This window comes from Parasphingorhabdus pacifica (assembly GCF_054779195.1).
Window position 1 is genome coordinate 521506 of sequence record NZ_BAAGYS010000002.1, and the last position, 21386, is coordinate 542891.

The 21386-nt window shown below is 66.7% G+C and carries 20 protein-coding genes and 1 riboswitch; of the genes, 6 read left to right on the forward strand and 14 right to left on the reverse strand.

Annotation, left to right across the window (positions count from 1 at the left end; translation table 11 throughout):
* Nucleotides 1-27 precede the first annotated feature (27 nt).
* The 8 genes from ACYVAN_RS02405 to ACYVAN_RS02440 form a co-directional block, all read right to left on the reverse strand.
* Entirely contained in the window at nt 28-1242 is a 1215-nt protein-coding gene (locus ACYVAN_RS02405; protein ID WP_460955092.1) for an acetyl-CoA C-acetyltransferase, read from the reverse strand.
* A gap of 147 nt (nt 1243-1389) precedes the next feature.
* Nucleotides 1390-3123: an L-lactate permease gene (locus ACYVAN_RS02410; RefSeq protein WP_460955094.1), complete on the reverse strand. Its 1734-nt coding sequence runs from the start codon at nt 3121-3123 to the stop codon at nt 1390-1392.
* A gap of 236 nt (nt 3124-3359) precedes the next feature.
* Complete coding sequence (locus ACYVAN_RS02415) at nt 3360-4682, reverse strand: (Fe-S)-binding protein (protein WP_460955096.1); 1323 nt, start codon at nt 4680-4682, stop codon at nt 3360-3362.
* The gene (locus ACYVAN_RS02420) at nt 4682-5944 is read right to left on the reverse strand and encodes an FAD-binding oxidoreductase (protein ID WP_460955098.1); all 1263 of its coding nucleotides are present in this window, start codon (nt 5942-5944) and stop codon (nt 4682-4684) included. The genes ACYVAN_RS02415 and ACYVAN_RS02420 overlap by 1 nt, the downstream gene beginning before the upstream one ends.
* Nucleotides 5944-7440, reverse strand: a complete 1497-nt coding sequence (locus tag ACYVAN_RS02425; protein ID WP_460955100.1) for an FAD-linked oxidase C-terminal domain-containing protein — start codon at nt 7438-7440, stop codon at nt 5944-5946. Before ACYVAN_RS02425 ends, ACYVAN_RS02420 begins: the two co-directional genes overlap by 1 nt.
* A gap of 230 nt (nt 7441-7670) precedes the next feature.
* Nucleotides 7671-8816 (reverse strand): alkaline phosphatase family protein, encoded by a 1146-nt coding sequence (locus ACYVAN_RS02430; protein ID WP_460955103.1) that lies wholly within the window; start codon nt 8814-8816, stop codon nt 7671-7673.
* Between the two features lie 236 nt (nt 8817-9052).
* Entirely contained in the window at nt 9053-10195 is a 1143-nt protein-coding gene (locus tag ACYVAN_RS02435; RefSeq protein WP_460955105.1) for an acyl-CoA dehydrogenase family protein, read from the reverse strand.
* A gap of 2 nt (nt 10196-10197) precedes the next feature.
* Nucleotides 10198-11337: a CaiB/BaiF CoA transferase family protein gene (locus ACYVAN_RS02440; protein ID WP_460955107.1), complete on the reverse strand. Its 1140-nt coding sequence runs from the start codon at nt 11335-11337 to the stop codon at nt 10198-10200.
* A 105-nt stretch (nt 11338-11442) separates the two neighbouring features.
* Here ACYVAN_RS02440 and ACYVAN_RS02445 point away from each other — a divergent pair, with 105 nt between their 5' ends.
* The 4 genes from ACYVAN_RS02445 (at nt 11443) to ACYVAN_RS02460 (ending at nt 13602) form a co-directional block, all read left to right on the forward strand.
* Nucleotides 11443-12162, forward strand: a complete 720-nt coding sequence (locus ACYVAN_RS02445; RefSeq protein ID WP_460955109.1) for a MerR family transcriptional regulator — start codon at nt 11443-11445, stop codon at nt 12160-12162.
* Between the two features lie 219 nt (nt 12163-12381).
* Nucleotides 12382-12789, forward strand: coding sequence for an SSI family serine proteinase inhibitor (locus tag ACYVAN_RS02450; RefSeq protein ID WP_460955111.1), 408 nt, complete (start codon nt 12382-12384; stop codon nt 12787-12789).
* Between the two features lie 88 nt (nt 12790-12877).
* Nucleotides 12878-13276 carry a YidH family protein gene (locus ACYVAN_RS02455; RefSeq protein ID WP_460955113.1) on the forward strand — a complete coding sequence of 133 codons (399 nt, stop codon included), beginning with the start codon at nt 12878-12880 and terminating at the stop codon, nt 13274-13276.
* Complete coding sequence (locus ACYVAN_RS02460; protein ID WP_460955273.1) at nt 13273-13602, forward strand: YidH family protein; 330 nt, start codon at nt 13273-13275, stop codon at nt 13600-13602. Before ACYVAN_RS02455 ends, ACYVAN_RS02460 begins: the two co-directional genes overlap by 4 nt.
* Before the next feature lie 9 nt (nt 13603-13611).
* Here the strand turns inward: ACYVAN_RS02460 and ACYVAN_RS02465 are convergent, their stop codons facing one another.
* The 6 genes from ACYVAN_RS02465 to gcvH form a co-directional block, all read right to left on the reverse strand.
* A complete protein-coding gene (locus ACYVAN_RS02465) occupies nt 13612-14313 on the reverse strand; it encodes a type 1 glutamine amidotransferase domain-containing protein (RefSeq protein ID WP_460955115.1) in 702 nt (233 codons plus the stop codon).
* 97 nt (nt 14314-14410) lie between these two features.
* Entirely contained in the window at nt 14411-14830 is a 420-nt protein-coding gene (locus ACYVAN_RS02470; protein ID WP_460955117.1) for an organic hydroperoxide resistance protein, read from the reverse strand.
* 44 nt (nt 14831-14874) lie between these two features.
* Nucleotides 14875-15390, reverse strand: coding sequence for a MarR family winged helix-turn-helix transcriptional regulator (locus ACYVAN_RS02475; protein WP_460955119.1), 516 nt, complete (start codon nt 15388-15390; stop codon nt 14875-14877).
* Nucleotides 15391-15602: 212 nt separating this feature from the next.
* On the reverse strand, nt 15603-16175 hold the full coding sequence (locus tag ACYVAN_RS02480) for a sugar O-acetyltransferase (RefSeq protein ID WP_460955121.1): 573 nt from the start codon (nt 16173-16175) through the stop codon (nt 15603-15605).
* A 165-nt stretch (nt 16176-16340) separates the two neighbouring features.
* Nucleotides 16341-17696, reverse strand: a complete 1356-nt coding sequence (locus tag ACYVAN_RS02485) for an L-serine ammonia-lyase (RefSeq protein ID WP_460955123.1) — start codon at nt 17694-17696, stop codon at nt 16341-16343.
* Between the two features lie 27 nt (nt 17697-17723).
* Nucleotides 17724-18098 (reverse strand): glycine cleavage system protein GcvH, encoded by a 375-nt coding sequence (gene gcvH, locus ACYVAN_RS02490; RefSeq protein ID WP_460955125.1) that lies wholly within the window; start codon nt 18096-18098, stop codon nt 17724-17726.
* A gap of 149 nt (nt 18099-18247) precedes the next feature.
* Nucleotides 18248-18339: riboswitch (glycine riboswitch) on the reverse strand.
* Between the two features lie 107 nt (nt 18340-18446).
* On the opposite strand from gcvH, the gene ACYVAN_RS02495 reads away from it, so the two are divergent.
* Nucleotides 18447-20012 (forward strand): PucR family transcriptional regulator, encoded by a 1566-nt coding sequence (locus tag ACYVAN_RS02495; RefSeq protein WP_460955127.1) that lies wholly within the window; start codon nt 18447-18449, stop codon nt 20010-20012.
* Nucleotides 20013-20187: 175 nt separating this feature from the next.
* Nucleotides 20188-21306: an alanine dehydrogenase gene (gene ald, locus ACYVAN_RS02500; RefSeq protein ID WP_460955129.1), complete on the forward strand. Its 1119-nt coding sequence runs from the start codon at nt 20188-20190 to the stop codon at nt 21304-21306.
* The last annotated feature ends 80 nt before the right edge of the window (nt 21307-21386 follow it).

Sequence of the window (21386 nt, forward strand, 5' to 3'; positions counted from 1 at the left end):
GGTGGGGCGGGCCGCACGAAGCGTCGGTCAGCTGAGTCGTTCGACGATGGTCGCGATGCCCATGCCGCCACCGATGCACAGCGTGGCGATGCCGTACCGCTGCTGGCGGTGCTCGAGCTCGTCGATCAGAGTGCCGAGGATCATCGCCCCTGTGGCGCCGAGCGGGTGTCCCATGGCGATGGCACCGCCGTTGACGTTGACCTTCTCGTGCGGGATGCCGAAGTCCTTCATGAGCTTCAGAGGGACGGCCGCGAACGCCTCGTTGATTTCGACCAGGTCGATCTGGTCGATGGTCATATCGGCCTTGGCGAGTGCTTTGTTCACTGCAGGGCCGGGGCCGGTCAGCATGATGGTGGGGTCGGCGCCGCTGAGTGCCGCGGACACGATGCGGGCGCGTGGCTGCAGACCGGTCGTTTCGCGGATCGTCTCGTTGCCGATCAGGGTCAGGGCCGCCCCGTCGACGATGCCGGAGGAGTTGCCGGCGTGGTGGACGTGGTTGATCTTTTCGACCCAGTGGTACTTCTGCTGGGCGACCGCGTCGAATCCGCCCATCTCTCCCATGGCGGCGAACGATGGCTGCAGTGCGCTCAGGGAGTCGGCGGTGGTGCCTGCGCGGACGTGTTCGTCGTGGTCGAGAACGGTGAGGCCGTTGGTGTCGGTCACCGGGACGATCGACTTGCCGAAGCGGTTGTCCGCCCAGGCCTTGGCTGCGCGGGTCTGGGATTCGACGGCGTAGGCGTCGACGGTGTCTCGGTCGAACCCTTCGAGGGTGGCGATCAGGTCGGCGCCGATGCCCTGGGGTACGAAGCTGGTGTCGAAGTTCGTCTCGGGGTCCATCGCCCAGGCGCCACCGTCGGAACCGAGCGACACGCGGGACATGGACTCGACGCCACCGGCGAGGATGACGTCCTCCCACCCGGCACGTACCTTTTGCGCTGCGGTGTTGACGGCTTCGAGTCCGGAGGCGCAGAAGCGGTTGAGCTGCACCCCGCTGACCGTGTCCGGTAGGCCGGCGGCGAGAGCGGCGGTCTTCGCGATGTCTCCGCCTTGGTCACCGACCGGTGAGACGACGCCGAGCACGAGGTCGTCGATGGTTGCGGTGTCCAGGTCCGGATTTCGTTCGCGGAGAGCGTCGATCAGCCCTGTGACGAGGCTGATGGGTTTGGTCCCGTGCAGTGATCCGGTTTTCTTGCCACGACCGCGTGGGGTGCGGATCGCGTCGTAGACGTACGCCTCGGACATGGGCGGCGTGCCTCCTCGTTGCGGCAGGTACTCCACTCAGAGTGTGACACCAACACTGTCACAGTCAAGGCGCTTGTGCCGCTGGGAGTGCGAGCAAGGGAACCTTTCTTCCACATGTGGCAGAAAGGTTCCCTTGCTCGCCCCGAATCAGACGGTTGTCCAGGCCAGGACGGGGGTGGATTGGAGGTAGACGAGCGCGCACATGAGCGCGAGGAATCCGAGGCTCCAGGGCAGGACTCGACGGAAGATGTCGCCCTCCCGACCGGCCATGCCCACGGCTCCGGCCGCGATGGCGAGGTTCTGCGGCGAGATCATCTTGCCGAGGACTCCCCCGGACCCGTTCGCGGCCGCAGTGAGAACGCTGTCGAGACCGGCCTTGTTCGCCGCGGAGACCTGCAGGGCACCGAACAGTGAGTTCGACGAGGTGTCGGATCCGGTGACCGCGACCCCCAGCCAGCCGAGGATGGGTGAGATCAGCGCGAACAGGCCTCCGATGGCCGCCATCCAGTTGCCCAGCGTGGCGGTTTGTCCGGACGCGTTCATCACGTACGCGATGGCGAGCACCGACATGACCGTGACGATCGGCAGTTTCAGCTGCACGTAGGTGCCGCCGTAGCGGGCCAGCGCGTCCTTGGGGCGGATGCCGATCGTGGGGATGGACAGGAGTCCGGCGATCAGCAGAAGCGAGCCCGCGGTGGAGAGCCAGTTGAACTTGAATTCGGTCATCGAGAGCTGTTGGCCGGAGGAGTCGCGGATGTCGAGTCCCGGCCAGTCGAACTTGAGGGTGACGCTGTCGAGGATGTCGGCGATCGGGCCGAGCTGGGCGAAGACGAACACGGCGATGATGACGAGGTAGGGAGCGTAGGCGCGCAGGGTTTCACGCCGGTTGTCGTGCGGGGTGTTGCGCTCCCCCGCTTCCGGGGTGCGCCCGGAAGCGCCACTGTCGGGGGCAGTGGTTGTGTGCTGGTGGGTTGCGGTGTCGGTGGCCCGTGGGTGGTCCCCCTCCGCTTCGACGGGTCCCGTCCCTGCCGTTACGGGTTCGGTGTCCGTCCGGTCGGCCGCGTTGGTTTGCGGAGTCCATACGCGCAGCAGCAGCACCGTCGCACCGGCTGCGAGGAGTGCGGCGATGATGTCGGTCAACGGCACCGAAATGTAGTTGGAAGCGACGAATTGGGACACGGCGAAGGTAACGCCGCAGACCAGGGTTGCCGGCAGCGTTTGCCGCACTCCGCGCTTCCCGTCGATGATGCCGACGAGCACCATGGGGACGATGACCGCGAGCAGCGGAGTTTGCCGCCCGGTCATGGCACCGAGTTCGTCGACGGGAAGCCCGGTGACGCTGCCGAGTGTGACGAGGGGCGACGCCAGGGCACCGTAAGCGACCGGCGCGGTGTTGGCGACGAGCGCCACGACGGCCGCGGTGATGGGGCTGAAACCGAGCGCGAGCAGCATGACCGTGGTGATGGCGACGGGGGTGCCGAAACCGGCGAGTGCTTCGAGTAGTGCACCGAAGCAGAACGCGATGATCACGGCTTGGATGCGCCGGTCGCTGCTGACTCGCGCGAACGAGCGTTGCAACACGTCGAAATGACCGGTCACGACGGTCATGTTGTAGATCCAGATGGCGTTGATGACGATCCAAAGGATCGGGAAGAAGCCGAACGCCGCACCGAGGGTGGCCGAGAGCAATGCTTGGTCGGCGGGCATCGGGTATACGAACACGGCGACGCCGAGCGCGACACCGAGTGCGATCAGTGAGGCTTTCCACGCGGTCATGCGGACAAGTCCCAGAAGAGCGAACAGCACCAGCAGCGGTAGGGATGCCGCCAGCGAACTCCAACCCAGCGAACCGAATAGCGGATCGAGAATCTGTTGGTACACAACCACTCCCTTGTGGCGGGGGTTCCAACTCGTGTGGTGTGGCAGAACACAACGCCGGTCACATCGGCGTCAATACGTGCGTTCGGCAACACGATCCGCTATTGCTGTTGACCAGTGGTTTTGGTGGAAAAATCGCGATTATCCGGCCGGGTTCGGTTTTCGGGGCAGCATTGGCCTGCCTGCGGCGGTCGGCTGGTCCTTTCCGAGCCGCCGCAGGCCGGTATCACCCGGGGAGGTCAGGTTTTGAGTAGCGAGGTGACGGGGGCACCTCGGATCGATGCGTCGAGCACTTGCACCGTGTGCGCCATGGCGATCTGTTCGTCGCGGCGTTCCAGCGCGGTACGGATTTGCATGGAGCATCCCGGGTTGGCGGTCACCAGCAGCGATGCTCCGGTGTCGAGTACGTTCTCGGCCTTGCGGTCCCCGAGTTCCTTGGCCGGTTCGGGCTGCAGGAGGTTGTACACACCGGCGGATCCACAACACAGGTCGCCGCGGTTGATCTCGCGGATGCGAAGTTCCGGGATGGCTCGCAGCAATTCCCTCGGCTGGGAGCGAATTCCCTGACCGTGGCTGAGGTGGCAGGCGTCGTGGTAGGCGATTTCGACCGGAAGGGGATGTCGTTCGGCGACGGGCTCGAGTTCCACGAGGATTTCGGATATGTCGCGGACTCGTTCGGAGAATCGTTGGGCGCGTTCGGCGTACTCGGGATCGTCCCGCAGCAACCGCGGATATTCCTTGAGGGTGGATCCGCAGCCCGCCGAGTTGATGACGATGTGGTCGACATCGGCTTCTTCGAAGCTGTCGAGCAGTGCGCGGGCGAACTTGACGGCTTCGGTTTCCCGGCCGGAGTGTTCGCTCAGTGCACCGCAGCATCCTTGCCCGGGCGGAATGATCACGTCACAGCCTTCGGCCGCGAGGACTCGTGCGGTGGCGGCGTTGACGTCGGGGAAGAACGCGCTCTGCACGCATCCGGTGACCATGCCGACGACGGCTCGCCTGCGCCCTTGGGCGGGGACGCGGTGTCCGAGCTTGGGTGCACGGGTGATGGACGGCGCGAGGGATTCCATCACCTGGAGGTTCTGCGGGAGTTTGGACAGCAGGCCGGAGCGCTGGAGGAGCTTGCCGAGCCGGCTGCGCTGATAGAGCGCGAGCGGTCCGCGCATTGCCCGGAGTCTGCGCGGATACGGGAAGAGGGTGAAGATGGCGCCTCGGACGAAACGCTCCCAACGTCCTCGGGTGTGCCTGCGTTCGATCTGTGCTCGGGTCTCGTTGATCAGGGTGCCGTACTGCACGCCGGAAGGGCAGGCGCTGACGCAGGCCATGCAGCCGAGGCAGGCGTCCATGTGGCCGACCATGTTGTCGGTCATGGGTTCGCCTTCGAGGCCTTCCTTCATGAGGTAGATGCGGCCGCGTGGTGAGTCCATCTCTTCGCCCCACAAGTCGTAGGTGGGGCAGGCGGGCAGGCAGAATCCGCAGTGGACGCAGTCGTTGATGAGTTTCTGTTGGGGCGGGTGGAAGGCGTCGAATGCGCCGCTCGTGCCGGTCGGGTTCTCGGTCATCAGATTCCTCCCGTGAGCCGGCCCGGGGCGAGTCGGTGGTCGGGGTCGAATTGGTCCTTGGTCCGGCGCATGAGTTCGAGCGTCCCGGCTGGGGTCGGCCCCCACGGGTCGATGAGTTCCCGCAGTCGTGGTGGCCCGGTGAGCATCGCGACGTAGCCGGACTTCTCGCGGAGTTCGGTGATGAGTTCGGCGGCGGCTTCGGGATCTGTGCTGCCGGGGAGTCCGGCGTGCAGGACGCACAGTCCTGCCGCGCCGCGTACGGCGAGGGGCAGCCGGTGTTGTTCGGCGGTGTCCCGGATCGTGGTGGCCAGCTCTGCCAGCCCGGCGGGGGTGGTGCCGATGCGTAGGCCGATTCCGTCTGTCGGGTCGAACGGGTAGCTGCTCCACCAGTCGGGTGGGGTGGTGAGCACTTCGGGTTGGCCGTCGAGGGCGTCGGCGAGGTCCTGTGCTCGTTCCCGGGTGGTTCGGGGGCGCCCTTCGAGTTGGGCGCAGACCGTGATGGGGCTGTCGGGTCGTGGTTGGTCGATCTCGATGGCGGTGGGCATGGCTTGGGAGTGTCGGATGGTGTCGACCGCTTGGGCGGCTTGGTCCGGTGTGCATCCGGGGCGGGTGATCCAGCGTTGTTCGGCGGCGAGCGGGTGCAGCCGGAAGATCGCTTCGGTGATCACGCCGAGGGTTCCGTAGGAGCCGGTGTAGAGCTTGCCGAGGTCGTATCCGGCGACGTTCTTGACGACTTTTCCGCCTGAGGTGGTGGTGGTGCCGTCGGCGCGGACGACGGTGATGCCGATGAGCAGGTCGCGCACGCTGCCGTAGAGGTGCCGGGTGGGTCCTGCGGTGGCGGTGGCCACGACTCCCCCGACGGTCGCGGATCGCAGCATCGGGTCGATCGCCAGTTGTTGTCCGGCGGAGCCGACGACTCGTTGGATCTCGGCGATGGTCGTTCCTGCTCTGGCGTGCACGACGAGGTCGCCGGCTGCGTGTTCGATGATGCCGTCGGCGTGGGACAGGTCGAGCAGCACGTCGGCCGACCGGGGTGTGCCGCCCCAGCCGAGCTTGGTGCCGGAGCCGGTGGGCACGATGGTGAGGTCGTGTTCGGCGGCCGCGCGCACGGCCGCCGAGGTCTGCTCGGTGTTGTCGGTCGAGACGACCCACCGAGGGTGTGTTTCTCCGATGGCGTCGGCTGGTGTCGCGTCCCGAACCCGGTCGGGGCCCGCGGCCGCGAGGAGGGTTTCGGGTGCGGAGCCGCTCGTTCGCGTGGTCATCAGAACTGGTCCGCCAATCCCGCTTCGGTCAGTGGATGGACGCCGCGTCGGGGCCCGGGGACCTCGCCGCACAGTCGTGGTGTGGGGAACACCTTGCCGGGGTTGCAAATACCGGCCGGGTCGAAGGCGCACCGGATTCGTTGCATGGTGTCGAGGTCTTCTTCGGTGAACATGCGGCCCATGTATTTGACCTTGTCGGCTCCGACACCGTGTTCTCCGGTGATGGACCCGCCGTGCTCGATGCACAGGTCGAGAATCGCTCCGGAGACCGCTTCGGCCCGTTCGGCCGCTCCGTCTTCGTCGTCGTCGAAGAGCACCAGCGGGTGCAGGTTTCCGTCTCCGGCGTGGAAAACGTTGGCCACTCGGACGCCGGAGTCGGCTGACAGCTGCGCAATGCGGCCGAGCACTTCGGGCAATGCGGTTCGGGGGATCACGCCGTCCTGGACGATGTAGTCGGGGCTGATCCGGCCGACCGCCGCGAAGGCTGATTTGCGTCCTTTCCAGATCACGGCGCGTTCGGTGTCGTCGGCGGCGACGCGGATTTCGAACGCTCCGTTTTCGTCGCAGTGACGCCGCACTTCGCTGAAGGTGTGTTCGACTTCGGTCGAGGGCCCGTCGAGTTCGACGACGAGCACGGCACCGGCCCCGGAGGGGTATCCACATTGGACCGCTTGTTCGGCTGCTTCGATGGACAAGGCGTCCATCATTTCGATGGCCGCGGGCGTGACTCCGGCGGCGATGATCGCGGAGACGGCGGCGCCGGCTTCGTCCGTGGAGGGGAATCCGGCGAGCAGGGTTTGGACGGCTTCGGGGGCGCGGAGCAGGCGAACGGTGATCGCGGTGGTGACTCCGAGAGTCCCTTCACTGCCGATGAACGCTCCGAGCAGATCATAACCCGGGCTTTCCGGCAGGCCGCCGAGTTGGACGATCTCGCCGTCGGGGGTGACGACTTCGAGGGCGAGGATGTGGTTGGCGGTGAACCCGTACTTGAGGCAGTGGGCTCCGCCGGAGTTCTCGGCGACGTTGCCGCCGACGGAACACACCTGTTGGCTCGACGGGTCCGGCGCGAAGTAGTAGCCGTGCGGTGCGGCGGCTTTGGTGACGTCGAGGTTGATGACGCCGGGTTCGACGACGGCTCGCTCGTTGGCGATGTCGATTTCGAGGATTCGGCGCATCTTCGAGGTCACGATCAGGACGCCTTCGGCGTCGGGCAGGGCGCCGCCGGAGAGCCCGGTGCCGGATCCTCTGGCGACGAACGGGATCCGGTGGCGCGCGCAGCCACGGACGATCTGCTGGACCTGCTCGGTGGTTTCGGGCAGAACCACGACGGCCGGGACCACGCGGTAGCTGGCGAGACCGTCGCATTCGTAGGTTCGGAGCCGCTGCGGATCGGTGATCAGCGCGCGGTCCGGGAGACCTTGCCGGAAACCGGCCACCAGCTCGTCGAGTGGTGTTCGTCGGTCCTCGCCGGATGGCGACGTACCGGTTGACTGCATCTTCAGCCCTCCTCACCGACGAGGATTCCGTCACGTGAAACCAATGTTTCGTGCGCAAGACCCTAGGATGTCCACAACATAGATACAAGAGGGTGGCAACGCTCTTTCACGTCGCGGCAGCACACGACTCCGCAGCGTCGGCACCACTACCTTCCCCGCCAGAATAGTGCCCTGCGTCACCTTCCGGGCGGTCCCGCGGCCGCGCGGAGGACTCACCCACTACGGCGGGTTCACCCCGCCGAGGCCAGCAACGGGATGAACTGCTCATCCGCGGTGAGTGAACCGTGTTGGCCGAGCAGCGCCGACGCACCCGGTTCGACCGCTGAACGGTTGACGCCGGTTTTCCGCATGACAGCGATGACATCGCCGATGCGGGGCCGCACCCAATTGTCGACGACCGGCCCGAACCAGCCGGCCTCGATGGCGTCCTCTCCCAGGATCACCAGTCCTCGGTCGCCCACCAGCTCCTGCCACGCCTGCTGCACATCGGTCCGCGCACCTGGTTCGGTGTAGAGGTGGCGGGCTCGGGGCTCGCCACCCAGCAGTCGCACGCCATCCCGCAAGGCAGGCTCGGTATCGAAATCGAGCGCTTCGGCCGGGTCGACGCGGACCATGCCATGATCGGAGGTCACCACCAGCAGCGTGTCGGCAGGTAGTTGTTCGACGAGCATGCCGACCAGGTGGTCGATCTGGCGCAGTTGCAGCCGCCACGGTTCGGTCCCCGGGCCGTGCACGTGTCCCAACAGGTCGAGGTGACCGTGGTAGCCGTAGCACAGAGCCGGTCCGCGAGCGTTGAGCGCGGCCAGCATCTCGGCCGCGAGGTCGCCCATCGCCCGCGTGCCGTGGAGCCGTCCACCGCGCAACGCGGCTCTGGTAAGCCCGGTTCCCTCGAACTCGGCGGGCACGACGGTGTGTACGTCGACTCCGGCACCGGTCGCCTCTTCGAGGGCCGTGGGTGTTGACTGGGCCTGTTCGGGTGGCCACCGGTCCAGCAGGCTGAGTCGCCGATCCGCGGCGTGCGTGGACCACGACAGCGCGTGGATCAGGCCTCCGGAGGGTTCGGCGAAGGTGTAACCGACGATGCCGTGTTCACCGGAGCGCCTGCCGGTCCCCAGGGATGTGATGCTGGTGGCGGTGGTGGTCGGAAACCCGGCTTTGGCGGGGATTTCGGCGGCGAGTGCGGCCATGACCGGCGCGTCGGCTGCGTGCTCGCGCAGCAGTGACCAGCCGAGACCGTCGACCAGCAGCACCGCGGCGTTGCGGCACTCCGGGAATTCGATCGTGCCGGCGAAGCCTGGGACGTTCATCGCGGTCAGCAGGGAGGGCAGCACGTCGGGGAGCATGCGTTCGTCGTCGGGGGGGATGATCCAGTCCACTCGACAACCCTCCCGCCCGGCGGTGGTGTCATGCCGACGACTCGCCGATACGGCATCCCCTTCGGCAATCGGCGCTCGCTGCGCCGACCATTCTGTCACCCGGGGGGAACGAAAGGCCGGGACTCCGCGAGAACGACCGCGAAACGCGGCGGGGCCGGTACCGGACACCGGCCCCGCCGAAAGGTTCACCGCCCGGTGGTCGGGAGACGATTCCGACCAGCCAGACTGGTGACACCTCAGAAACCCATCGACTTGCCGACGATCTCCTTCATGATCTCGGTGGTGCCGCCGTAGATCGTCTGCACCCGGGAGTCCAGGAATGCCTTGGCGATCGGGTACTCCATCATGTAGCCGTAGCCGCCGTGCAGCTGCAGGCAACGGTCCACGACCCGCTTGTTCATCTCGGTCAGCCACCACTTGGCCATGGCGGCGTTCTCGATGCTCAGTTCGCCCTTGAGGTGATCGGACACGCAGCGGTCGACGAACACCCTGCCGATCTGGACCTCGGTGGCCATTTCCGCGAGTTCGAAGCGAGTGTTCTGGAACTTACCGATCGGACGGCCGAACGCTTGCCGTTCGTGGCAGTACTGCTTGGTCTGTTCCAGGACCTTCTCCGCGGCGGCGGCGGACGCGACGGCGATGGACAGTCGCTCCTGCGGCAGGTTCTCCATCAGGTAGATGAAGCCCTGGCCTTCCTCGCCCAGCAGGTTCGTCGCGGGAACGCGAACGTCGTTGAAGTAGAGCTCGGCGGTGTCCTGCGACTTTTGGCCGATCTTGTCGAGGTTGCGGCCGCGTTCGAAGCCCGGTGTGCCGCGTTCGACGACCAGCAGGCTGATTCCCTGATGGCCGGCGTCCGGGTCGGTGCGGGCGACGACGATGACGAGGTCGGCGAGAACCCCGTTGCTGATGAAGGTCTTCTGCCCGTTGATGACGTACTCGTCACCCTCACGCACGGCAGTGGTGCGGATACCCTGCAGATCGCTGCCCGCGCCCGGTTCGGTCATGGCGATCGCCGTGATGGTCTCGCCCGTGCAGAAGCCCGGCAGCCAGCGCTTCTTCTGCTCTTCGGTGGCCAGGTTGGCGAGGTACGGCAGGTTGATGTCGTTGTGTACGGGAGCGCCGAATCCGGACACGCCCGCCTTGACGAGTTCCTCGTCGAAGACGACGTTGAAGCGGAAGTCGTCGACTCCACCACCGCCGTGGGCTTCGTCCGCCGCCGTCCCGAGCAGGCCCTGCCTGCCCGCGGCGAGCCAGGCCTCGCGGCTGACCACACCCGCTTCTTCCCATTCGGCCTGGTGCGGGACCAGTTCCTTTTCGATGAAGGCACGGGCGGTTTCGCGGAACGCCTCGTGGTCGTCGTCGAACAGTTCCCTGCGCATGGTCACGCTTCCTTTCCGGCGGGGTGGATCGCACCGGAGGCCAGCAGGTCGGTGGCCCCGGTGACCTGCCAGTCACCCAGCACCGAGGTGTCGGGTGGACTGGCTGGTTTCGGTGATGAGCTGGGAGTGCGGGAGAAGCGCGGGGCCGGGGCGGGCTGCAGTAGCTCGTCGTCCCGCAGGAACGTTCCCCGGGCGGCCACGTGCGGGTGCTCGGCGGCTTCGTCCATCGCGAGGATGGGGGCGACGCACGCATCGGATCCGTCGAACAGCTCGGCCCATTCCTGGCGGGTCCGCGACGCGAACGCCTCGGTGAATCGTTCGCGCAGTTCGGGCCAGTTCGACGGGTCGTCGCGATCGGGCAGGCCGGTCAGGCCGAGTTTGTCGACCAGTTCTTCGTAAAACTTCGGTTCGAGTGCACCGACGGCCATGTGCTCGCCATCGGAGGTTTCGTAGACGTCGTAGAAGGGCGCGCCGGTGTCCAGCAGGTTCGTTCCTCGCTCGGGCTTCCACCCGCCTGCGGAGAGCATGCCGAACAGCATCGAACCGAGGTGGGCGGCACCGTCGACGATGGCTGCGTCCACGACCTGTCCGCGCCCGCTCGTCTTGGATTCGAGCAGTGCGGCGAGGACGCCCACCGCCAGATACATGGCGCCGCCGCCGAAGTCACCCACCAGGTTGGCGGGCACTTGGGGCGGGCCGTCCTTGCGTCCGATGGCGTGCAGCATGCCGGTGAGCGCGATGTAGTCGATGTCGTGGCCCGCGGCCGAGGCGAGCGGACCGTCCTGGCCCCAGCCGGTCATGCGTCCGTAGACGAGTCCCGGGTTGACCTCCCAGCACTGTTCCGGGCCGATGCCCAGCCGTTCGGTGACTCCTGGTCGGAATCCTTCGAGGAGCACGTCGGCTTGTGCTGCCAGTGCGAGCACGGTGTCCGGCCCCTGCTCGTGTTTGAGGTCCACCGGCAGCAGGCGCTTTCCGCGCTCGAGGATGTCGTGCTTGCCGACTTCGGTTTGGGGACGCTGCACTCGAACGACATCGGCGCCGAGGTCGGCGAGCAGCATCGCGCAGAAGGGGGCGGGGCCCAGTCCGGCCAGTTCCACAACCCTGACTCCGGCCAATGGGCCGCGTTTTCCTGTTTCCGTCACGACCTCAACCTCTCCGATGGCCCTGTGTCGCGCACCACAAAAAACTGCGACGCTATTAGTGTTACATTGTTGGTGTCACAGAGGTCAAGGAGTATCGTGCGGCGCATGCTCCGAACAGCGGACGAAGAACTCACGATCGACGAGTTGGCCGCGCGCGCAGGCGTCACCGTGCGCACCGTTCGCTTTTACGCCTCGCGCGGCCTGCTACCGCCACCCCGGCTGCGGGGCAGGCTCGGTCTCTACGGCGGCGACCATCTCGCCAGGCTGGACCTGATCCGCGAGCTGCAAACCCTCGGTTTCACGCTCTCCGCGATCGAACGCCATCTGGAGCGCATCCCCGAGGACGCGACTCCGGACGACCTCGCTCTGCATCGCGCGTTGCTCGCGCCCTGGACGACCGATCAGCCCGAGGTCCTCGACCGCAACGAGCTCAACCAGCGCGCGGGCAGGCTGCTCGACGACGACCTGGTCGATCGGCTCATCAAGATCGGAATTCTGGACCGTCCGGACGATGATCCGGAGCGGGTCCGCCTGCCCAGCACCGCGATGCTCGATGTCGGCCTGCAGATCCTCGACCTGGACCTGCCGTTGGAAATGCTCGTACAGGCGAAGTCGCTCGTGGAGCAGCACACCTCGCAGATCGCCGTGGAATTGCGGGAGCTCTTCGCCGCCAACGTGCTGCGCCCGTACGTGGAGCGCGGTCGACCGGAGGAGGAGCGCGAACGTGTCCGGGAGGTGACCGATCAGCTCCGGCCGTTGACGATCCAGGTGCTGGTCAACGGGTTCCAGCGGGCCGTCAACGACGTGATCCGCGACCACGTGTGAGGTGGCGGCCAACCGGCGGCGTCGGAGTGGGGGACGGTTCGCGCCTGGGACGGCGCCCCGCCGGATAATGCTCGTTCCGGGGGCGACTCCGCGTGGCCCGAACCGGAAAGGTGAATCTCGATCGGGTGATCTCGCAGCCAAGCTGCGGATGCGGACGGCTTGTTCCCGATAGAGAGTACGGGACCTTCCCCGAAATCCCACTCACCGAGGAGCAACGTTATGGCTGCAACCCGGACTTTCGCCCGCATCGCCCTGGCCGCGACGACGATGCTGGGGGCGGCGCTGGTTCCCGTGGCGGTCAACGCCGAGCCCGCAGGCCCCCCGGCCAGCTTCGTCTCACTGGCCGTTCACGACAACGGACGAGGAAATCCACTTCGGACGGCGACGCTGGCCTGCGAACCCACCGGTGGCACGCACCCGCACGCCACCAACGCCTGCGGGAGCCTCGAGGCCGCGGGCGGTGACCCCAACGGTCTGCGGCACGAGCACACCATGTGCACTCTCGACTACCAGCCGGTGACGCTCACCGCGCACGGCAACTGGCAGGGTGAGCCGCTGCACTTCGAGAAGACCTACTCGAACATCTGCACGGCGAAGGCGCAGACCGAGCAGGTCTTCGACTTCTGAGCGGCCCCTGCCGCCCATCGGTCCGATCAGGCGTGCGAGGAGCGCTCGCGGGTCACAGCCGACTGCGACGGGCGATTATGGTGAGGGCATGGATCCGCATGAAGGTGAGCTGCCCTACCGTCGGAGCCCTCGTCGGCTGTACGGCGTCGGTAGCGAACCGGACCCGCGGTTCAGCCTCGCCAACGAGCGCACCTTTCTCGCCTGGATCCGTACCGCGCTGGCGTTGATGGCCGCCGGTGTCGCCGTCGACGCGTTCGCTCTCGTCAGCGGATCAGCACCCCAGCCTTGGGGCACCGCCCTGGCTTTTGCGCTGCTCCTGGCCGGGATTCTGGTCAGCGCCACTGCCGTCCGGCGGTGGTTCGTGACGGAGCGCGCGCTGCGCACCGGTCAGGCACTCCCCTCGCCTCGGCTGGTTCCCGTCCTGGGCTACGGCTTGGCGGTGGCGGGTGCGGTCGGCTGCTTCTTGCTGATCGCCGCGTGGCGATGAGTCCCGGAGCGGAGACACCGTGGGACTCGGGACTGCAGCCCGAGCGCACGGCACTGGCGTGGCTGCGCACCGCGCTGGCTTTTGCGGTCGGCGGTCTGGCGCTGACTCGGTTCGTCGCCGAGCGGAGTCTGCTCGCGGCAGCGGCACTGATCGCACTGCTGCTGCCGCTGACCGGACTGCTCGCTGTTCTGACCTGGCGCCGCCATCACCGCACGACGCGGAGCCTGCACGCCGACACCACACTCCCCGACGGCTCGGCGCCGCTGGCGCTGGCCGCGTTGAGCGTGGTGGTCGGGTGTGCAGGTCTCCTCGTCGTGCTGTGGTGAGCCGGATGCTCAGCGCGCGACGGACACCACGTGTTCGGCCAACTTGCCGGACGAGGCCGGGTTCTGGCCGGTGTGCAGGGTCCGATCGGAAACGAGGTACGGAGCCCATGCCGCACCTGAGCGGAAGGCGGCACCTGCCTCGGTGAGCCGGTCCTCCAGGAGCCATGCGGCGTATTCGGCGAGACCCGCCTGGGTTTCTTCCTCGTTGGTGAATCCGGTGAGGTCGTATCCGTCGAAGACCCACGAGCCGTCGTCACGCCGCGCCGCCAGCAACGCGGCCGGCGCGTGGCACACGGCCGAGAGCGTTTTGCCGGTGTCGTGCATCCGAATGAGGATCCGCCGCATGTCCTCGGACACGGCCAGGTCCTCCATCGGGCCGTGCCCGCCGGGGACGAACAGCACGTCGAACCGGTCAGGATCGATTCCTGCCAGCGATTCCGGAGCCGACAGCCGGTCATCGATGGCGGCGAGGTAGTCGCGCAGCTCGGTGACCTTCTGCTCGTCACCGCCGTTCATTTCCACCGACAGACTGTTGCGGTCGACGGTCGGGGCCACGCCATCGGGGGTCGCGAAGGTCACGTCGAAGCCCGCTTCGGTGAAAACCTGGTGCGGGGCGACGAGTTCCTCCGCCCAGAAGCCGGTGGGGTGTTTGGTGCCGTCGGCCAGCGTCCACTCGCTGGCTCCGGTCACTACGAACAGCACGGATGTCATCGAAAGCTCCTCCCGCAGGGTTGTTCGCCGAACCGATTGGTGATTCGGCTTGTTCGGGCGCTGATGTCGTTCGGTCGTCGAATGTGTTCGGCGCGGCTCAGGACACGCCGAGTTCGATGTCGATGTTGCCGCGCACCGCGTTCGAGTAGGGGCATACCCGGTCGGCTTCCTCGATCAGTTGACGGGCTTGGTCAGCTTCGACGCCTGGCAGGTGCACGTTCATGCCGACGTCGAGTTGAAAGCCGCCGTCACCGTTGCTGCCGATGCTGACCCGGGCGGTCACTTCGGAGTCGGTGATGTCGGTTTTGGCTTTGCGCGCCACGAGTTGCAGGGCACTGTGGAAGCACGCGGCGTATCCCGCCGCGAACAGCTGTTCCGGATTGGTGCTGTCTCCGCCCGGTCCGCCCATTTCCTTCGGGACCGCGAGGTCGAGGTCGAGGACGCCGTCGGAGGAACGGGTTCGCCCGTCCCGGCCGGCTCCTGCGGCGGTGGCTTCGGCCGTGTACAGCGGTGCCATTGTGCCTCTTTCTTCGTTCGAGGGGTTTCGATCGCTTGGACGGTTCAACCGGACAGGTCGTCCGGGATGCCTCGACCGGCCTCGATCTCCGTCCGGGCCCGTTCGGTGGCCGTGTCCAGATTGGCGGTGATCCGTTCCAGCGCGGTGCGCAGTTCGTCCACCTCTTCCACACTGGTCAGACCGGTGGCGGCGAGCATGCGCCTCGGGATTTCGCGAGCACGTTCGCGGAGCTCTCGTCCGGAATCGGTGAGGGCAACCTCCACGGAGCGCTCGTCCTCCGCGTTGCGGCGACGAGTGATCAGCTCGCCGGTTTGAAGGCGCTTGAGCAGTGGCGAGAGCGTGCCGGAATCCAGTCGCAGCAAGCTGCCCAGCTGCTTGACCGACACCGCTTCGCGCTCCCAGAGCACGAGCATCACGAGGTACTGCGGGTAGGTCAGCCCTAGCTCGTCGAGCAGCGGGCGGTACAGGTTCGTGAAGGCGCGTGAAGCGCTGTACAGCGCGAAGCACAGTTGCCTGTCGAGGGACAGGTACTCGGATTCACCACCGGTCGACTCACTCACAAGGCCAAAGGTATCGCGCAATTCAATTGCGCGCAACCTAAATCAGCAAGAGAACCTTCCTGTCACATGTGAAAGAAAAGTTCCCTTGCTCCCACCCCCGTGGTGGGCTGGGTCAGCGCGAGCGGCGCGAATCGATGGGACTCGTCCTGTGGGCCGCACCCGCAGCTCCCGGACACTGCGGACGGATCATCCCGGAGTCGCCGGGGAGTACTTCAGGAGTCCGTCTGGTCGTGGACGTCGCGGACGATGCGCGCGGGATTGCCGACGGCGACGACGTTCGCGGGCAAGTCGCGGGTGACAACCGCACCAGCACCGACGACGGTGTTCTCCCCGATGCTCACCCCTGGGCAGACGATGACTCCGCCGCTGAGCCAGACGTTGTCCCCGATCGTGATCGGCCGCGCCGCCTCCCACTTGGCACGCCGCTGTTCGGGGTCGATCGGATGCGTGGGGGTGAGTAGCTGGACGTTGGGGCCGATCTGCACATCAGCACCTACGCTGATCTCCGCGACGTCGAGCAGCACGGCGCCGAAGTTGACGAACGTCCCCGGTCCGAGACTGATCCGGTAGCCGTAGTCGACGCGCAGGGGCGGCCGCACCTCCGCGCCCTCTCCCAGTTCACCGACCAGGTCGGCCAAGGCTGCCCGCCGAGCCTGCGGATCGCCCGCCGGGCAGGTGTTGAACTTCTCGCTCAGTTCGGCCGCGTGCTGAAGCTCGGAAGCCAGCTCCGGGTCATCGGCGATGTAGAGCTCACCGGCGAGCATCCTGTCCTTCTGCCTGGCCACTGCGCCCTCCCGCTAGGCACGAACCGTCTCTCGTTCCGCCTGTCATCGGCCGGGCAGCACCCTACTCGAACCAGAGCGCGGTGGGCGGCGCATCGCGGCATGATCGCGCCCGGAAACGGCGGAGCGCCGCATCGAAGCGCATGAACGCAGGTCACCGGCCGAATGTCAGCACTCGATGACGTTCACCGCCAGGCCGCCGCGAGCCGTCTCCTTGTACTTGACCTTCATATCCCGGCCGGTTTCGCGCATGGTCTTGATGACCTTGTCGAGCGAGACGAAATGGGTTCCGTTACCGCGCAACGCCATCCGCGCGGCGGTGATCGCCTGGACCGAGGCGACCGCATTCCGTTCGATGCACGGGATCTGCACCAGTCCGCCGATCGGGTCGCAGGTGAGGCCGAGGTGGTGTTCCATGGCGATCTCGGCGGCGTTCTCCACCTGGCTCGGGGTGCCACCCAACACTTCGGTCAGGCCCGCCGCGGCCATCGAGCAGGCCGAGCCGACTTCGCCCTGACAACCGACCTCGGCGCCGGAGATGGAAGCGTTCTCCTTGAACAGGACTCCGACCGCACCTGCGGCCAGGAGGAACCGGACGACACCGTCGTCATCCGCGCCCGGCACGAATCGCCGGTAGTAGTGCAGGACCGCAGGGACGATCCCCGCCGCGCCGTTGGTCGGCGCGGTGACCACCCGGCCACCGGCCGCGTTCTCCTCGTTGACGGCCAGCGCGAATAGCGTGACCCATTCCATCGGATCATCCTGGTCTGTCAGGCACTCGCGCAGTGCGGTGGCGCGGCGGGCGACGTGGAGACCACCGGGCAGTTCACCGGAGTTGCCGCACCCGTTCTCGACGCACTCCCCCATCACGCGCCAGATGTGCAGCAGTCCCGCGCGAACCTCGTCGGCACCGCGCCAGGACAACTCGTTGGCGAGCATCACCTGGCTGATCGGCGTTCCGGACTCGGTCGCCCGCAGCAGCAGCTGCTCGCCGGTGTGGAACGGGAACCGCACGGGGGTCTCGTCCGGTTTGATCCGATCGGTGCCCGCGGCTTCATCGTCCACAACGAAACCACCACCGACCGAGTAGAAATCGCTGGAGACGATCTCCGCCCCGTCCCGGCCGGTCGCGGTGAATCGCATGCCGTTGGGGTGTACCGGCAGGGACTTTCGGCGGTGCATCACCAGATCCCGATCGACCGAGAAGCGGATCTCCTGCTCACCTGCCAGGCGGAGCCTGCCGGTCGAGCGGATCTCGTCGACGCGCCCGCCGACCGCGGCCGGGTCCACGGATTCCGGCGCGTGCCCTTCCAGCCCCAGCAACACTGCTTTCGCACTACCGTGACCGTGTCCGGTGGCGCCGAGTGAACCGAAGAGTTCGGCTTTGACCCGCGCGACGCGTTCCGATGTCCCGTCGGCGCGCAGCCGGTCGACGAACATTCCGGCCGCGCGCATCGGTCCGACGGTGTGGGAGCTCGATGGGCCTATGCCCACCGAGAAAAGGTCGAAGACGCTGATCGCCATTGATCAGTCCTCCTGTGGGACCGGGGGTTACTTCGTCCCGGTCAATTCTGCGTACTGCTCGGCGCTGAGAACATCACCGGTTTCGGTGGATCGCACTTCCAGCAACCAACCGTCGCCGAACGCGTCGGAGTTGACCACCGACGGATCGTCCACAACGGATTCGTTGATGGCGGTGACCTCTCCGCTCACCGGCGCGTACAGGTCGCTGACGGACTTCGTGGATTCCAGCTCACCACAGGTCTGACCGGACTCGATCTTCTCGCCGACCTCGGGCAGCTGGACGTAGACGATGTCTCCGAGGGCCTCTGCGGCGTACGGGGTCACGCCGATGCGGACGACGTCGTCGCGCTGTTCCAGCCACTCGTGCTCTTCGGTGTACTGGAGATGCGTCGGCAGGGACATGCGGGAGGCTCCATTGCTGTCGAGGACACAGGTGTGCCCGGGATGGGTGGGCCTCCCCCTCTGTTGCGGTACCTGAGAGCTTCGCCGCCTCGTCGCGACTTGCACCGTGGGTGCGGCTCCCGACGAGGAAGCGCGCTTTCCAGAGTTGCCTCGCCCGAGCGGTCATGGGTGCCTGAGAGTTTGCGGGGAGTCTTGCTCCTTCGGCGCCCTGACTGGTCAGGGTCTCTCCCGCCCGGGTTCTGCGGCCGGTATGCGATTGTTCGTGTGTTCAGCAACGATAAACGCGACAGCCGCGGTGTCAATCCCACGGTGCACGTTCTCGGCGGCTTCGCATCTGGGAGAACGACGATGCTCGATGTCCACGCACTGGCCGACCGGGTGGGGCCCACACTACTGCGGGTGGTGGTCGCTCCCGAGGAGACCGGTTGCGTCGGGGACGTCGTCATCACAGAACCTGGTCATATACCCAAGGTCGCGCAGGGAGACCTCGTTCTCGGGGTCGCGGTGACCAATGCGCAGGAAGCCGTCGATTTGGCGCGCGGTTGCGGTGCGGATCATGCCGCTGCGGTGTTGCTCAAACCACCGTTGGCCACCGACGAGACGGTGGTCACAGCAGCAGTGGAGACGGGAATCACTCTCGTCGAGGTGCGTTCGGGAACGGCTTGGGCCCAGTTGGTGTGGTTGATCAGAGCGGCGCTGACGGGCACAGGCTCGGATGGTTCCGAACAACGCAGTCCCGCACATCCCGGGTTGAGCGATCTGTTCCGGCTGGCCGATGCCGCCGCCGATGTGGTCGACGCGCCGGTGACGATCGAGGACGCGCGGTCGCAGGTGCTCGCGTATTCGGCGCGGCAGGACCTCACCGACCCGGCACGGGTGTCGACGATCATGGGGCGCAGGCAGCCGGACGACGTGCTCGCCAAGTTCCGGGAGCGCGGCACTTTCCGCGAGCTGGTTCGGGGCAGTTCGGCGGTTTTCGTGCCTGCCCAGCAGGACGGCACGCTGCCCAGACTGGTGGTGCCGATCCGGATGGGTGGTGAACTGCTCGGTTCGTTGTGGGCGGTGGTGCCCGGAGAGGTGTCCGAGCAGCGGGCTACCGCGTTCGCCGATACCGCGCCCTTGGTCGCGCTGCAGCTCCTTCGGTGGCGGGCGGTGGCCGACGCTGCTCGCCAGCGTTCGGCCGAGCTGGTGCACCGAGTACTCGATGGTGCGGATGGGTGGCGGGCCGCTGCGAAGGAACTGGCCGTGTCCAACGAGCAACATCGGGTGGTGGCCATTGATGCCGCCGCTTCGGAGGAACCTGCCGAGGGCCATCGACTCGCCATGTGGGAGTGGATCACCAAGGGTGTTGGGCGGCAGCCTCCGGTCACCGAGGTCGGGGGTGTGTTGTTCGCGTTGGTGCCCGAGCATGCGCGTTCGGGCGGCTGGTCGGCGTTGCGGGCGGCGCTGGCCACGCACGACGTTGTTCCCCGGCCGTTGGTGGCTGTCGGCACGGCCGTCGGTGTCGGCGAGTTGTCCCGTTCCCGGGATGAGGCGGAGGAGCTGCTCGGCCTGTTGCGGGCCGGTCTGGTCGAGGAGCGGGTGGCGGTGCACGACGAGCTGTGGCACCGGCTGGTGCTCACGCGGATGGCCGATACGGCTACGGATGCCGGGGTCGGCGCGCTGGGGCCCATCAGACAGTTGGCCGAACACGATCACGCGCAGGGGACGAACTACCTCGATACGCTGCACGCCTGGCTGCGGCATCCCGGCGACCCGCGCGCGGCGAGTCGCGAGTTGAGGGTGCATCCGAACACGTTCCGGTATCGCATGAAGCGGTTGGTCACTCTGGTCGACCTCGACCTCGACGACCCCGACGTGCGGTCGGCGTTGCTGGTGCAGCTGCTGGCCGGGCAGTGGGCGCGGCACGGGTGACAGGAAGGTTCCCTTGCTCCACGGATGTGGCAGGAAGGTTCCCTTGCTCCCACCCCGACCGCCACGGGTTGTGCCGTGACCACAAGTGCCGTGGGGTGATCTCATTCCGTGAGCATGATGCGGACGAGGTGTCTACGGCGGATCGTGGTGCGCAGCACCGGAGAAAGGATTCGTCGTGAAGGTCGCAGTTCCCCGTGAGATCAAGAACAACGAGTACCGGGTGGCGTGCACGCCTGCCGGGGTGAACGAGTTCGTGTCGCGTGGCCACGAGGTATTCGTCGAAACGCAGGCAGGTGTCGGCTCGTCGATCTCGGATGATGAGTATGTGGCGGCCGGGGCGAAGGTGCTTTCCGACACCGCGGACGTGTGGGCGGAGGGGCAGCTCGTACTCAAGGTGAAGGAGCCGATCGCTGAGGAGTACCGGCACTTGCGCCGGGACCAGACACTGTTCACATATCTGCATCTGGCCGCCTCGGCGGAGCTGACCAATGCGCTGCTGCACTCGGAGGTCACCGGCATCGCGTACGAGACGGTGCAGACAGCAAGCGGTGGGTTGCCGCTGCTCGCACCGATGAGCGAGGTGGCCGGTCGGTTGGCACCGCAGATGGGGGCTTACGCGTTGCTCCGCCCGAGCGGGGGTAGGGGTGTTCTTCCTGGTGGTGTGCCTGGTGTGCGTCCGGCTCGGGTGGCTGTCATCGGTGGTGGTGTGGCCGGGCTCAACGCGGCGGTTATCGCTCTGGGCATGGGTTCGGATGTGGAGCTGCTGGACACCGATGTGGACCGGCTCCGGGAGATCGACCGTGACTACCGCGGCCAGATTCGCACTGTGACGTCGAACCGCTACTCGGTGGAGGAAGCGGTGTTGTCCGCGGACCTGGTGATCGGGGCGGTACTGATTCCGGGGGCAAAGGCGCCGAAGCTCGTGTCCGACGAGATGGTGGCCCGTATGAAGCCGGGCAGCGTACTGGTGGACATCGCGATCGACCAGGGCGGATGCTTTGCGGGTTCTCGCCCGACGACGCACGACGCTCCGGTCTATCAGGTGCACGATTCGATGTTCTACTGCGTCGCGAACATGCCGGGTGCGGTGCCGAACACTTCGACGCACGCGTTGACCAATGTGACGTTGCCGTACGCGCTGCGGATCGCCGAGCAGGGTTGGCAGGAAGCGTGTCGGGCGGATCCCGCGCTTGCTGCTGGGCTCAACACGCACGGCGGGACGCTGGTGAACGAGCCGGTCGCGCAAGCGCACGGTTTGAACAGCCAGTCGGTTGAGGAGCTGTTGTCTCGTTGACCCGTGGCCGGGGTGCGCCTGAGCTGGCGGGCAAATGCCGGCCCCGGCGTCTTCCGGCATGTGCGCGCCCCGTCCATCCG